Origin of the sequence: Streptosporangium amethystogenes (genome assembly GCF_000721075.1) — a bacterium.
GTDB lineage: Bacteria > Actinomycetota > Actinomycetes > Streptosporangiales > Streptosporangiaceae > Streptosporangium > Streptosporangium amethystogenes.
Window position 1 is genome coordinate 137,841 of sequence record NZ_JOEQ01000031.1, and the last position, 14,043, is coordinate 151,883.

Annotated in this window: 15 protein-coding genes; 4 read left to right on the forward strand and 11 right to left on the reverse strand. The window is 67.5% G+C overall.

Annotated elements, in window-relative coordinates; genetic code table 11:
• Positions 1-154: 154 nt before the first annotated feature.
• On the forward strand, positions 155-2,149 hold the full coding sequence (locus tag IG98_RS53765; RefSeq protein ID WP_051753304.1) for an endo-1,4-beta-xylanase: 1,995 nt from the start codon (positions 155-157) through the stop codon (positions 2,147-2,149).
• Positions 2,150-2,426: 277 nt separating this feature from the next.
• Here the strand turns inward: IG98_RS53765 and IG98_RS0134030 are convergent, their stop codons facing one another.
• The 7 genes from IG98_RS0134030 to IG98_RS0134065 form a co-directional block, all read right to left on the reverse strand.
• Entirely contained in the window at positions 2,427-2,978 is a 552-nt protein-coding gene (locus tag IG98_RS0134030; protein ID WP_030921837.1) for a TetR/AcrR family transcriptional regulator, read from the reverse strand.
• A gap of 800 nt (positions 2,979-3,778) precedes the next feature.
• Entirely contained in the window at positions 3,779-4,150 is a 372-nt protein-coding gene (locus IG98_RS0134040) for a hypothetical protein (protein WP_245651836.1), read from the reverse strand.
• Between the two features lie 66 nt (positions 4,151-4,216).
• Entirely contained in the window at positions 4,217-5,830 is a 1,614-nt protein-coding gene (locus tag IG98_RS0134045) for an ABC transporter permease (RefSeq protein WP_051753310.1), read from the reverse strand.
• Positions 5,827-6,807, reverse strand: coding sequence for an ATP-binding cassette domain-containing protein (locus IG98_RS0134050; protein ID WP_245651837.1), 981 nt, complete (start codon positions 6,805-6,807; stop codon positions 5,827-5,829). The genes IG98_RS0134045 and IG98_RS0134050 overlap by 4 nt, the downstream gene beginning before the upstream one ends.
• Positions 6,808-6,851: 44 nt before the next feature.
• On the reverse strand, positions 6,852-7,292 hold the full coding sequence (locus IG98_RS0134055; protein WP_211264243.1) for a hypothetical protein: 441 nt from the start codon (positions 7,290-7,292) through the stop codon (positions 6,852-6,854).
• 251 nt (positions 7,293-7,543) lie between these two features.
• Positions 7,544-8,830: a sensor histidine kinase gene (locus IG98_RS0134060; protein ID WP_051753311.1), complete on the reverse strand. Its 1,287-nt coding sequence runs from the start codon at positions 8,828-8,830 to the stop codon at positions 7,544-7,546.
• 154 nt (positions 8,831-8,984) lie between these two features.
• Positions 8,985-9,638, reverse strand: a complete 654-nt coding sequence (locus tag IG98_RS0134065; RefSeq protein WP_030921853.1) for a response regulator — start codon at positions 9,636-9,638, stop codon at positions 8,985-8,987.
• On the opposite strand from IG98_RS0134065, the gene IG98_RS0134070 reads away from it, so the two are divergent.
• Both IG98_RS0134070 and IG98_RS0134075 read left to right on the forward strand, forming a co-directional pair.
• Positions 9,631-9,897, forward strand: coding sequence for a hypothetical protein (locus IG98_RS0134070; protein ID WP_037971921.1), 267 nt, complete (start codon positions 9,631-9,633; stop codon positions 9,895-9,897). The two genes, IG98_RS0134065 and IG98_RS0134070, sit on opposite strands and share 8 nt — an antisense overlap.
• A 226-nt stretch (positions 9,898-10,123) precedes the next feature.
• Positions 10,124-10,618 carry a cupin domain-containing protein gene (locus IG98_RS0134075; protein ID WP_030921859.1) on the forward strand — a complete coding sequence of 165 codons (495 nt, stop codon included), beginning with the start codon at positions 10,124-10,126 and terminating at the stop codon, positions 10,616-10,618.
• Between the two features lie 86 nt (positions 10,619-10,704).
• On the opposite strand, the gene IG98_RS0134080 is transcribed toward IG98_RS0134075, so the two are convergent.
• The 4 genes from IG98_RS0134080 to IG98_RS49340 form a co-directional block, all read right to left on the reverse strand.
• Entirely contained in the window at positions 10,705-11,310 is a 606-nt protein-coding gene (locus IG98_RS0134080) for a cadmium resistance transporter (RefSeq protein ID WP_030921862.1), read from the reverse strand.
• A gap of 331 nt (positions 11,311-11,641) precedes the next feature.
• Positions 11,642-11,842 carry a DUF397 domain-containing protein gene (locus IG98_RS0134085; protein WP_030921865.1) on the reverse strand — a complete coding sequence of 67 codons (201 nt, stop codon included), beginning with the start codon at positions 11,840-11,842 and terminating at the stop codon, positions 11,642-11,644.
• Positions 11,829-12,695, reverse strand: coding sequence for a Scr1 family TA system antitoxin-like transcriptional regulator (locus IG98_RS0134090; protein WP_084195842.1), 867 nt, complete (start codon positions 12,693-12,695; stop codon positions 11,829-11,831). Before IG98_RS0134090 ends, IG98_RS0134085 begins: the two co-directional genes overlap by 14 nt.
• Positions 12,696-12,834: 139 nt before the next feature.
• Positions 12,835-13,092, reverse strand: coding sequence for a GntR family transcriptional regulator (locus tag IG98_RS49340; protein WP_169750230.1), 258 nt, complete (start codon positions 13,090-13,092; stop codon positions 12,835-12,837).
• Between the two features lie 253 nt (positions 13,093-13,345).
• Here IG98_RS49340 and IG98_RS51150 point away from each other — a divergent pair.
• Positions 13,346-14,043, forward strand: a 698-nt coding sequence (locus IG98_RS51150) for a hypothetical protein (RefSeq protein WP_211264244.1), incomplete at its 3' end; no start/stop codon positions are given.

Consider the following 14,043-nt stretch of genomic DNA (forward strand, 5'->3'; position numbering starts at 1 on the left):
CGGTTGCCTTTCCACAATGAGTCCCGGACAGAGCTCTCCATACCTGACACCCGGGTGACCAACGACAGACCGCCGGCTCAACGCGGCCCTGTGACCTACCGGCGCCGTACGCACATCCCCCATTTCCGATCAATGTTCCAGTGGAGGAGCAGAAATGATCGACAATGCCTCCCCGCCCGGCAGACACCGGACACACCGGTCAGGTGTCCGAAACGCGCTCGTCATCGGTACCGTCGGCATCCTCGGTGCGGCATTCGCCGTGGCCCTGTCCGCCCCGGCCAGCGCCGCCAGCACCCTCGGTGCGTCGGCCGCGGAGAAGGGCCGTTATTTCGGCGCCGCCGTCGCCGCCAACCACCTCGGCGAGTCTTCGTACACCACCGTGCTCGACCGCGAGTTCAACTCCGTCACCCCCGAAAACGAGATGAAGTGGGACACGGTCGAGTCCTCTCGCGGCTCGTTCAACTTCGGGCCCGCCGACCAGATCGTCAACCGCGCGCAGAGCAAGGGCATGAAGGTCCGCGGCCACACCCTGGTGTGGCACTCACAGCTGCCCGGCTGGGTCAGCGGCCTGTCGTCCGCCGGCGACGTGCGCACCGCGATGAACAACCACATCAACGGCGTGATGGCCCACTACAAGGGCAAGATCCATTCCTGGGACGTGGTGAACGAGGCATTCGAGGACGGCGGCAGCGGTGCCCGGCGCAACTCGGTCTTCCAGCAGCGGCTCGGCAACGGCTTCATCGAGGAGGCATTCAGGACCGCCAGGGCCGCCGACCCCGACGCCAAGCTCTGCTACAACGACTACAACACCGACGACGCCAACGCCGCCAAGACCCGGGCCGTCTACAACATGGTCCAGGATTTCAAGACCCGCGGCGTGCCGATCGACTGCGTCGGCTTCCAGTCCCACTTCAACGGCCAGTCCCCGGTCCCGGGCAACTACCAGCAGAACCTCGCGCAGTTCGCCGCGCTCGGCGTCGACGTGCAGATCACCGAACTGGACATCGAGGGCTCCGGCACCGCCCAGGCCAACAGCTACCGCTCAGTGGTCAACGCCTGCCTCGCGGTGTCCCGCTGCACGGGCATCACTGTGTGGGGCATCCCGGACAACTACTCGTGGCGCAGCAGCGGCACCCCGCTGCTCTTCGACAGCAACTACAACAAGAAGCCGGCGTACGACGCCGTGCTCACGGCACTCGGCGGCTCCGGCACCACCGTCCCCACTCCGACCCCCACGACTCCCGGCAACTGCAGCGCCGGATACGTCGGCCTGACCTTCGACGACGGCCCCAACCCCAGCAACACCAACACGCTGCTGAACACGCTCACATCGAACGGAGTGCGAGCCACGCTGTTCAACATCGGCCAGAACGCCCAGAACAACGCTTCCCTGGTCAGAGCCCAGCAGAACGCCGGCATGTGGATCGGCAACCACAGCTGGACCCACCCGCATCTGACCCAGATGAGCAGCTCGCAGATCCAGTCGGAACTCCAGCAGACCCAGCAGGCCATCCAGCAGATAACCGGCACCGCACCGAAGCTGTTCCGGCCACCGTACGGAGAGACCAACTCCACGCTCAAGTCGATCGAACAGCAGCTCGGTCTCACCGAGATCATCTGGGACGTCGACTCCCAGGACTGGAACGGCGCGAGCACCGCCCAGATCGTGCAGGCCGCCGGCACCCTGCAGAACGGCCAGATCATTCTTATGCACGACAATTACTCGACGACAATCGCTGCGATTCCGCAGATCGTCGCGAACCTCAAGAGTCGCAACCTGTGCGCAGGCATGATCTCGCCATCGACCGGCAGGGCCGTCGCGCCGACCGACGGTACCAACCCGACGCCTACCCCGACGATCACGCCTCCGCCCGGCGGCGGCAACTGCACGGCCACGATCTCCCAGGGTCAGCAGTGGAGCGACCGGTTCAATCTGTCGATCACGGTTTCGGGGACCAACTCGTGGATCGTCACGGTGACCGTACAGAGCCCGCAGAAGACCATCGCCACCTGGAACGGCACCCCAAGCTGGGACAGCACTGGCAACGTCATGACGATGAGGCCGAACGGCAATGGAAACACCTTCGGCATGACAATCCAGCACAACGGGAACTGGACCTGGCCGTCCGTCTCCTGTCGCGTGGGCTGACCCCCGCGTCGAATCTCTAAACAGCGACCGATGACAAGATCGTGTGCTGTGGCGATCCCCCGATCGCCACAGCACACGGCTTGGGCGATCCCCTCGAACGGACGCGGCCGCCGGGGCGGCCCGATGACGACCGGCCACGTTCAAGCCCAGCGCAGAGTGTGATCGTGGTAGCCCGGGGCCACGCCGAGGCGACGTGACGTCTACGGCTTGAGCCGCGCGTCGCGGCCGGTGGTCGCCGTCTGTTCCGGCAACGCACCCCGCCGCCGACGTGTGACGATCAGACGTCGATGCCCTTGCGCAGGAGCAGCCAAGCACGGTCAGCGGTCTCACGCCGGGTGTCCGCCGGTATCTTGGCCAGCAGCGCCGCGATCATGCCGATAGCCGTGACCAGGTCATCGGCGGTGACATGCTCGCGTACCCGGCCGGCCTCCCGCGCCTCGGAGAGCAGGCCCTCCAGCAACTCCGACACCCGGTCGCGCACATGGATGAGGCGCGCGTCTGCCGAGGCGCTGACCACGTCGATGAACGCGGTCGAGGTGATGGCTCGCTCGGTCATCAGCGCCAGCATGTCGTCGAGGGTGGTGCCGGGCTCCGCGGCGAGCACTTCGATCTCCCTGACCCCGTCCTCGAAGACGGCCAGCGCGAGACTGACGCGATCGGGAAAGTGCCGGTACAGGCTGCCCTGGCCGACTCCGGCCGCACGTGCGATCGAGGTGAGCGGCGCATCGTATCCATCGGCGGCGAACACCTCGCGGGCTGCCGCGATCAGCGCCGCCCGGTTCTCCGCCGCGGCGCTGGGGCCTCTGTTGGGTCGCCGTGTGCTGAACATGACACCTACGGTAGCAACCGGACGGTCAAGTCCGGTTATGGTGGCACGTCACCACCATCGCCCGCTTCGATCGAAAGGAACCATGCCTGACCAGCCATACCTTCGACGACCGTCGGGGAATGGCTGACGAGGAGAGGAAATTCGGGTGGTCAAGAATAAAAAGACGCGTGCCGTCGTCCGCGCCACGTGCCTCGACGGTCGGAATCGGTGACGCGCTGGTCGCCTGAGATGTTCGCCGCACGAAGAGGGTCCCGGAAGCAATCCGGGACCCTTCGGCGTTCCCGAGGTCGCCTTCCGCTCGTGAACCGCCCGGAAAGCCCGGAACGACCTGGAAAAACGCCTTCAAGATCATCTCACGCATATTGGTGGACCGGTGACATACGACTGCTTCTGACTGCCTGCGGCCGCGCGTCCCGGAACAGCAAAGAGCCCTTCACATGGCTCTGAACTGGGAAAATCCAGTATGGCGGGTGCAAAACTTAAACCAAATGACCCCATACTGAATCCGAAAGCTCGGCGTGACGCGCGGCCATACCGCTGACCTGCAGCGACAGATAGCCTTCGGGTAACGTCCAGCTTTGATCGTCAGTACGACCCCGAGTTTCCCGACTCGGGAGCTCATCCCGCTGACGTCTCGACGTGAACTGGAGCTTGGACTTCTCATCACAGGCCGTACGCGGTGAGGGTGAGCGACCGGCGGGTGACGGTGACATGGAACGTCACAGCATGGCCCGGACCAAGTCCGGCCACCTCGATCATCCTGCGCGTCGACGCCGCTCACCATCGGACCCGCCGCCGGTTCAGTTGCCCCCCGGGTACAGCGCGTAGCACTCCACCTCGGAGCGGCGGTAGGTGAGGCCGCTCCGCACGGAGTCCTGCACGCACTGCCTCTCGCTCTTGCTCAGCTTGAGTTCGCCGCACACGGTGATGCTGGAGTACGTCCGGCAGTCGAGGCCGGGGTTTCTCGCCCCGATGGTGTAGGTCCGCCGGACCTCCGCGCGGCACTCCCGCCGGGCGGCCCCGGTATCGGCGTACCTGCACTGGTTGAGGAGGATCCGATATTGCTCCCGGCTGACCGATTGCTTGCCCACGCCGTCCATCGGGTAGCCGGCGCCGACAGTGGCGAGCGTGGTCATCGCGACGAGCGCCGCAACACAGATGATCTTATTCATAGCGCACCCCCACTGCTACCTAACGTTACATTCCATCCATATCGCACGACCAGCTGGGATGCCGGATCACCTCACGGCGTGCCGTGCCGTACGGACCGCCAGGGCGGCGCACACCAGGAGTAGGGCGAGGCCGCCCACGGCGAGCGGCGACGGCCCGGCCGGAAGCCCTCCCGACCTGACCACGCCCATGTAGTCCAGCGCCGCGACACCGTTGAAGGCCAGGTACCACAGGCCGAGGTAGACGACCTGGAAGACCCGGTGGGTACGGCAGGCCACGCCGAGAGCCAGCGCGAGCGCGGGAACCAGGAGCGCGCCCCCCGCCCAGGCACCCGCCCCGGCCCAGTCGGCCGTGGCCGCCATCCGCACCGCGGGCGCGATCCCGGTCACGACGGTGAGCGCCACCCCGGCCGCCCACTCCGCCAGAAGCCCGCGCCGCATTGCCGGGTAGGCGCCGAGCAGCCCCTCCAGGCCGTGTTCGACTCGCTGGGTGCCCAGGCGGGACCAGACCAGCACCGGCCATATCCAGGCGAGAGGGAGCAGCGTCGCGGGCTCCGGAGTGGCGAAACCGGCCACGGTCACGGCCGCCACCACGAGCCACCACCACGGCGAGACGCCCCGAAGGAGGACGCGCAGCTCACCCGCGAGGAGCCGCCAGAAGACCCGGCCACGTACCGGCGCCGTCATCGTCACCGGGAACCCGGGACGGCCGACGGGTCCGCCCATGCCGGGCCTTTCCCGGACATCGCGCGGGAGGTGCCCGATGATCTCGTCCTGAGCCCCCTCCCGGGCCTTGCCCGGCTCGGACAGCACGGTGGCGGGTCCGCGCGCGGGATCGAACCTGCCGAACCAGAGCGCGGGCAGCAGCGCCACGGCGATCCCCACCGCGAGAAGGGCCAGCCGACCCTCCAGGAAAGCCGCGTCGGGGGTGAAGCCGTCCCATCGGAAGGTGCGCAACGGCTCGGCCACGGACGTCAGGCCGAGGCTGAACTCCCGGCCGCTGACGTCGATCCCCTGCTCGACCAGGGCGGCGCGCATCGACTCGGCCGCCTGGTACACCCCGATGCCCCCGAGAGGAGCGTTCCGCGTCTGGCCCCCCAGCAGCAGAACCATCGAGACGACGAACCAGACGACGTTCCCCACGCCGCCCCGCAGCAGTGGCACGGTCTCGAACAGCACCGCCGCCGCGGCCGTCAGCACCAGCGGGGGCAGCGTGATCAGCGCGAAGGGAAGCAGCAGCGCGATCGGATCGAGCGTGCCGGACTCGCCCCGCGCGAACTGCATCAGCGGCGCCGCCACCGCGAGCACGCCCGCCATCGAGGCGAGCACCAGGAAGTTGCTGAGGAACTTCCCGATCAGATATGTCGACGTGTGGAGCGGCGAGGCGGCGAGGATGTGCCCCACCCGGGTGCGCTCGTCGCGGGCGATCGCGTCGCGTACGACGTAGAACCCGCCCATCGTGAGCCACAACGCGCCGGCGAGGGCGGTGACCGTTCCGATCCATGCGCTGGTGTAGACGCCTCGGTAGCCCCCGACATCCATGATCACCCACTGGGAGCCCGCTTCCGGCACGGCCAGGCAGGCGAGGCCGACCGCCGCCAGCAGGGTCACCGCGTACGCGGGACGCCGTATCCGCTCCCGGAAGTCGGCGACGGCGAGCGCGATCGGCGCCCGGGCGGTCACCGGGTCACCGCCCGTCCACCTGTGCCCCCCGCGGTGCCCCCCGCGGTGCCCCCGGCCTGCGGAGCCCATGCGGCGGGACCGTTGATGACGGCGAGATACACGTCCTCCAGGTCGGGCGCCACCGGTACGGCGTCGCCTCCCGGCGGCGTGGGCGACAGGAACCGGAGGCGTGTCCCGCCCGCCGTACGGATCATGCGGCTGATCACGTACCGCTCCCGCATGGCGACGGCGTCGGACGGCCCGGCGACCGTCTCCCACACCTGGCCGTCCACCTCCCTCAGGAGCTCCTCCGGGCTGCCGCGTCGCAGCAGCCGTCCCCGGGCCACGATCGCGATGTCGGACGCCACGGACTCGATGTCGGAGACGATGTGCGTCGACAGCAGCACCACCCGGTCCGCCGCCAGGTCGCTGAGCATGGTGCGGAACCGTACCCGCTCCTCCGGGTCGAGCCCGGCCGTCGGCTCGTCCACGATCAGCACCCGGGGATCGCCCAGCAGGGCCTGGGCGATCCCGACCCGGCGCAACATGCCGCCGGAGTACGCGCCCAGGGGCCGCCGACCGGCCTCGGTGAGGTTGACCAGTTCGAGCAGTTCGCCGATGCGTACCCGTGCCGAGCGGGCCGACAAGCCCTTGACGGCGGCCAGGTAGGAGAGGAACTCCCTGGCCGTCAGGTGGGGATAGACGCCGAAGTCCTGCGGCAGATAGCCGAGAGCCGCGCGGAGCGCGTCCGGCCGGGACACGACGTCCGTCCCCTCGAAAAGGACCTTTCCGCGAGTCGGGCGGGTGACCGTCGCGGCGACCCGCATCAGCGACGACTTCCCCGCCCCGTTGGGGCCGAGGAGCCCGAGCAGTCCTGCGCCGAGACGCATGGAGATGCCGTCCACGGCCCGTTTGCCTCCCTTGTAGACCTTGGAGACATCCACCAGTTCGAGCATCGGTGGTCCCGTCGCCGCCGCGTGATGCGATGTGCCGTTCACCCGTTTTATCCTGTTTCGTCGGTGTAGTTTGGGGTAGTTCGGGGTCATTTCACGCCGGTGGAGGCGGCGGTGCCCGTGCCGGCTGTGCCGGTGGAAGGCTTGCCTGCCGAGGGCGTACCTCGCAGGTCCGTCTTGCGGCCGTCGCGCAGGACCTTGACCTCGCGCGGCACCTCGACCCTGAACCGGGCCGAGCAGTCGGCCCACCCGGAGCAGTCGGCCCGCAGGTTGAGCGTCTTCCCGTCCAGGGACCAGCTCGACGACGGATTGGTGCCCTTCACGTCGAACCAGAGGGTGACCTTGATGTCCTTCCTGTCCGCCGCGACCAGGTCCGTTGGGGTTTCGTGCGCCCGCACGTCCAGCGTCCTGCCGCCGAACGGGAAGGTCGTCTGGCGCGGTGTCGCGTTCGAGGCGTCCGCGCAGCCGGTGAGGGCCGCCACGGCCACGAACGTCACCAGGGCACACGTCATCGTCTTGCGCGCAATCATCAGATCCTCCGATGCGTGGGGATTGGGCATCCCGAGCAGGATCCAGTCCCTCGGCGCTCGGTGGCATCTACCGTTCGGCAGATATCCGGCGCCTTCCCCACGCCCGTGCCGCTGGAGGCGCGGCATGCGTTTCCGCGGGTCCCCGTCCCCTTGATCGGACCTAAAGCGTCACGGCGCGCGAAGGCGCGGGACGTGTTTTGGCGCCGGACCGCCTCCGGTGGCCCGGCGAGTCCCCGTCCGCCTGATCGGACCTACGGCGTCACGGCGCGCGAAGGAGAGTCAGGGCCGACGGTCGTTCCCGTCTGGGCGTTCGGCACCGGCAGAACTGCTCTGACCTGCCATCCCTTCCCGTGGCGGCCGGTGGTGAGCGTGCCTCCGAGCGCCTCGACCCGCTCGGCCAGGCCGATCAGGCCGGTACCCCCGCCAGGCCGGTCCTTCCCCGTCAACGCCTGCGGGCGATCGCGCCGATCGCCGCCGTCGTCGACGACGGACACCTCCAGTGCGGGACCGGCGGTACGGACGGTCGAGACGAGCACCCGGGTCGCCGAGGGCGCGTGTCTCCGTACGTTGGTCAGCGCCTCCAGCACCACGGCGTAGGCGGTGCTTTCGATCTCTCGCGGCAGCGTTCCGGCCGGTTTCTCCGGCCGTTCACCGTTCGGATCACTATCCGGAGCACCGCTCCGATCATCGGCCGGTTCTTCGGCCCGCTGGAGTTCGGCCGGGATCCCTCCCGTCGCGGAGAACCGGCCGACCAGGTCGGGCAGGTCCGCCAAGCCGTACATCCTGGTCGGGGGCGGCTCCGCCGCGGCTCGCTCGTCCGGGTCGCGCAGCGCGCCCACCATGTGGTCCATCGACGCGAGCGCCCGCAGTCCGGCCTCCTCGACGCGTACGGCGAGGGCCCGTGCCCCCTCCGGATCCTGGTCGGCGAGTTGCGCCGCCTGGGCCTCCAGCACGATGCCGGTGACCTCGTGGGCGACGAAGTCGTGCAGGTCCCTGGCCACGTCGAGCCGCTGGGCCCGGCGTGCCCGTGCCACCGCACGCACCCGCCGGTCGTCCAGAGACCTGAGATACAGCGCGATACCGGCCACCACCGCCACGGGGAAGAAAGACATGAAACAGACGAGGATCGACGTCTCCGCCGTCGGATTGGGCATGCGCAGCGTGAGGCGCAGGGGCAGTTCGACCGTGATCGCGATACCCAGGGATGTTCCGATCACCGCCGCCTGCCATCCCGGCAGCCGCCGTACCACCCTCCCGAGGAGGAGCAGCAACGCGCACATCTCGACGGGAAGCCAGAGCCCGACGAACTGGTGCCGTCCCTGGTAGACGAGTGCGACGGCGAAGGAGACCACCGTGACCAAGCTCGCCGCTCTGGCGAGCGTGATCCCCCGGTACGGCCAGCGCGACAGTGCGGCGGCCATGGCCAGCGTGGCCGAGCAGGCGACGACGAGCGCGCTCGGAGGCGCGAGTACGGCCGGGACCGGCACCATCACGACGACCATGGCGCACAGGAAGGCGCGGATCCGGCTTCGGGTCATGAATGTGAGCGTACGCAGCACTACGAACCGGCGTTGTCTCGCTTGATCCGGCTGTTCACCGTCCCGGCTGGAGCCTCCGGCCATCCCCGTATCGCATGCCCACCGGTCTCGACGCTCCGCATCGTCTTACGAATCGCGCCCCCCGAAGCCCCTGTCATCGGGGACGGGCGTAGCCCATCTCCCAGGCTCGTACGGCGATGCCCACCCGGTTCCGCACGCCGAGTTTGCGCTGGACGCTCGCCACATGGGCCTTGACGGTGCCCGGCGAGATGAACAGCTCGGCGGCGATGTCGGCGTTGGTCTTGCCCTCGGCCACCTGACCGGCGATCTCGATCTCCCGCTCGGTCAGCGGCTCGGTCACCGGCCCCTGCCTCGGTCCTGCTCCGGTGACGTGCTTCAGCAGTCGCACCGTCACGGACGGGCTGATCAGGCTGTCCCCCGCCACAGCGGCCCGGACCGCCTCGATCAGGAGGGCGGGACCCGATCGTTTGAGCAGAAACCCGGACGCGCCGTGGCGCAGCGCCGGATAGACGTACTCGTCGAGGTCGAAGGTCGTCACGACGACGACACGGATCGGGGTGGCCACGTCGGGACCGGCGAGCAGCCTGGTCACCTCCAACCCGTCCATTCTCGGCATGCGGATGTCGACCAGCGCCACATCCGGCTGGAACCTCCGGGCCATCTCGACCGCGGACACCCCGTCGGCGGCCTCGCAGACGACCTCCATGTCCGGCTGGCTCTCCAGGATGCGACGCAGGCCGCGCCGCACCATCTCCTGGTCGTCGGCGATCAGGACACGTATGGTCATCCGCTCATCCTCCCAGCCCTCCGCCTCTCACCGCGCCACCGTAGTCAACCCGCTGGCCATGGCCCGCTACGTGTGGTCCTTCGCCTCCCTAAGGGCTCCAGGTCCCAGAGGCCACTACGACTACCGGCGCGCCGAGGACGACCGGCACTCCAGCGCGCCGCGCAGATGCCTGTTCAACTGCCTGCAGAAGCACAAGACCTACGACGAGTCCGCCGCCTTCCCGCATCGTCGATCGATGCGGCTCAGCCACGCGTCCTGAGCGTCGGCCAGCCGCTCTACCAGGGGTATCGAACGGTCGTGACACCAACCTGGGTGGGGTCTTCTTGACGTAGGTGATCGCATCGGGTCCAGGCCTCACGGTGATCCGCTCGCGCCAGGATCGGCCCAATGAAACGGACAGGAATTGGATCTTTAGATGGGCCACCACGACTTCGTAGGATGATGCGGTCAGCCGCAAGTGATCTACCTTCGAGGTAAGCACACCGATGTCCTATCCACCACCGCAGTACTTCGCCGAGCATGGCACCGACAGCGCGATCTACCGGCCTGCCGACACGCGGCCGGACCTCACGATCGGGGTCAAGTCCCGAGTCGGCTATCTCGCCACCGGAGCGACGACCGCAGGCCAGTTCGGTCTGTACCGCTGGGACATGGCCGCGATCCCGAACGGGCCCGGCGCCCATTTCCACCGGACCTTCTCCGAGTCGTTCTTCATCCTGGAGGGCACCGTCTCGCTGAACAACGGGGGACGGTGGCTGGACGCCACACCGGGCGACTTCCTCTATGTGCCACCGGGCGGGGTGCACGCCTTCAGTAACAACTCGGGCACACCCGCGTCGATGCTGGTGCTGTTCACACCGGGAGCGCCCCGGGAGGCGTACTTCGAGGAACTCGCCGAGATCGTCGCCTCCGGCCGTCAGCTCACGCAGGAGGAGTGGACCGAGCTGTATGCCCGCCACGACCAGTACGACGCGCCATGACGCACCGCCGAGCAGAAGTACGATGCCGAAAGACCGCTTCGATCATCGGCCCTGACCAATTCGTAGGTTCCTCAAAGTGCTGAGGATCAGAAGATCTTACCGAGAACGCCAGACTCGATGACGATGATGGCGCCGATCAGCATGAACACGGCCGGGACGATCCATTGGCCGTGGCGTTCGATGATTCCGATGACCTTCTTGTGGGAGCCGAGCCAGGAGCCGGCCAGACACCAGATCGCGACCCCGACGACGAACACCACGATGGTGACCGTGGTCGCGACCGCACCGATGGTGCGGAACACCGGGGTGTAGACCGAGACATTGTCGGCGCCGTTGGCGAGGGTTATCCCGGCCACCGAGACCAGCCCGCCGGCCACGGCCGGTGAGCTGTCCTCGCCGGAACTGTGGACGCGGATCGCGTTGATCAGCCCCCGGACGCCAAGCGCGAAGGGGAGCAGACCCAGCAGGCCCACCCAGTCGTCGGGGACGATCGTGAGCCCAAGCGCGGCGATGATCGACAGCACGACCAAGGCCGCGATCCCAAGGTATTGGCCAACCCAGATCTGCCAGACCTTGGGCCGCCCGCCGGCACGGTTGGACAAGAACAGCACGGTCAACACGATGATGTCGTCAACGTTGGTACCGGCGAAGATGCCAGCCGCGGTGGCTATCGTGCCTAATGTCCCGTCCATGGCGACCCAACCTAGCCGTCACGTACATCCCTCACGATCGCCAGGCGAGGGGCAACAGCCCGGCGACGGAGGATCGGCCGTCTTCGTGTGCACATCAGCCGCGACCATGGGATGCCCTAAGGGGCACAGGCGGCCTTGATCCGGAGAAGTCAGGAGGTTGGGCTTGCCTGGGACACGGCAGATGGGGAGATCATTCCCGACTCAACCATCCACGGCTCTCCGGGCATGCAACGGCGATCATCCCGGAGTCGAAGTGCCCCCGACCAGCGTAGGTTGCCGCATGGCCGAGGGGTTTTGGGTCGGTTTCGGCCGTGCGACGTTCGTGGTCGGGTTAGATTTCTCCGCTGCGGACGCCTGTCAGGAAGTCGTTCCAAGCTGCGGGAGAGAAGGCCAGCGTGGGGCCGACCGGGTCCTTGCTGTCGCGGACAGCGACAAGGCCCGGCAGGTTGGTGGCCACTTCCACGCAGTTGTTGCCGCCGCCGCTGAGGCTGGACTTGCGGAACTCGGTGCCGGACAGGTCAGGGGAGATCATGGCTGCTCCTCACCGCGGCGATGAGCGCCGCGGATTTCTCGGGGGACAGGCAGGCACTGCGGAGACGCTCGAATGTCAGGGTAAGCCGCAGAATCTGATCGGCCGCTTCAACGTAGACGTCTCCGCTGGGGCATTCGGTGTAGCCCACGTCCGGCTCCTCCTCATCGAAGCTCAGTACAGAGAAGGCGCCTTCCACGCCACCATGTGCGCCGGCCGCCAGGGGGAGGACCTGGAGCGTGATGTTGGACCAGTCCGCGATCTGGAGGAGGTCGTTGAGCTGACGGGCCATGAGACCGGGCGACCCCACCGGGCGGCGCAACGCGGCCTCGTCGACGAGGGCGTGCAACGTCGACGCACCCGATCCGAGCAGGCTGACCTTCCGGGTCATCCGAGCACTGACATGCCGGTCCAGCTGGGTCTTGGTCAACTCCGGCCTTGTCGCACGGATGATCTCGCGGGCGTACTCCTCGCTCTGGAGCAGGCCCGGAATCAGGATCGGCTCCCAGGTGCGGACGGCCGTCGCCTCGGTTTCGAGTGTGATGTAGCAGCCGGTGAACACGTCGGAGTAGGCAGACCACCAGCCGCGTACGGCGGCGTCCTTGCAGAGCTGGACCAGCTCGGCCTTGGTCGAGAAGTCCACGCCGTACAGGTCACAGGCATCGGCGACAGCCGAGGGAGTCACCGAGATTCGTGCGTTCTCGATCCGGTTGAGCTTTGGCCGACTCCACCCGAGCCGGCGGGCGGCCTCCTCCGGGGTGAGCTTTGCTTGCTCTCGGAGTCGTCGCAGTTCACGGCCCAGGCGACGCTGCCGGACCGCGGGACTCTTCGTCGTGCTGCTTAGTCTGCTCAGGATTTGGCAAAAATTCTATACGAACAGTACTTGTGTCATTGCACTCCGTGACTGCATGATGGCCCAATGGTGTAACTGCCATGAGTGAGGTGATCATGACGAAGTCGAGCAGGTGATCACTCGCACCTACACGTCGGGGCTCTCAGTCCTCAGCCACTTCCCATTCTTCGGGAGATCGCGCGAATGTTCCCAGACCCCGAACGGCGTAGACGACGCCCTCTTCACGAAGACGCACCAGCACCTTGCGAGCCGTCGGCCGAGACACTCCGAACTCCTGGACGATCAGATGTTCACTGGCGACGGGTTCGTCAACCACGTAAGTGCCGTCTCGAATACGACCTTTGATCACGTTGGCTATCTGCACCCATTTCGGCTGATTTGCACGCCACACTATCGTCACAAGATCACCGTAGACATCTCTTGTCGCCCCGGGATACCCACCGTGAGGAGTTATAAATAACCGACGACAAAGGACGTCCGTACTTCATAGTTGTTAAGTGTTGTGAAGCAAGATCCAAAATGAGCTCGTCCAGCACTGCAGCGACCGGACGGCCTCTTGAGACGTACGGCCGTACCGCAGTCATCCAAGCAACGGCCCCGGCAGGCGCTGCCACGCCGTACCGGGGCCTTGACCAGGAAGGACCTCCTGACCCGTGAGTAACCCTAGTGCTCCGGTTCTCGACCGGACCACGGTAAGCAACTGCGGCTGTTTCGCCGATACAGTGCCGATGCCGATGGGGTGTGCCGTCTGCGGGCATGCCCCCTACGCGCACGGCTGCCCCGACCGGCCCGCCGACCACGAGTACGCCCAGCCCTCCGGTGCCCTGCTGGACATTCGCCTGCGGGCCCGCCGGACCGGAGACCGCTCGCTGCCCTGCTTCGAGCCGTCCACCCCCGTGACCCCGGCCGAGACGATTCCGTCGGTACCGGCTCCGCGGTCCGCGGGGCAGATCCCGGCTGGGGTGTCCGTTCAATGCTGTGCCGAGCAGGCCCTGGCCGACGAAGTCGGACCGGTAGCCGATCGGCGGCCCGGCGAGCGGGCCTCGGATGAGATGCCGACCCCGGCCGAGAAGATCCCGCCGATACCCGTCCAGCGCCGTCCCGGGCAGGCACCGCCGGTCGTGCCTGTCGTACCGGCGTCGTTGTCCAGGCGGTCGCGCTGTCGTCTGCGATCGACGCGTCCGTCCACCGCCCGTACCGAGGCGTCCCGGCTCAGTTACCGGCGCCACCTCGCGTCCCGTCCAAGGCGAACAACCACCTGCGCACTGCTCGCCCCGTCTTCGTACCGGCCACCCGGCCGGTACGGCGTACCCCTCCAGATCCTTCCCTGCTCCACAGAGCGGGCCCGTCC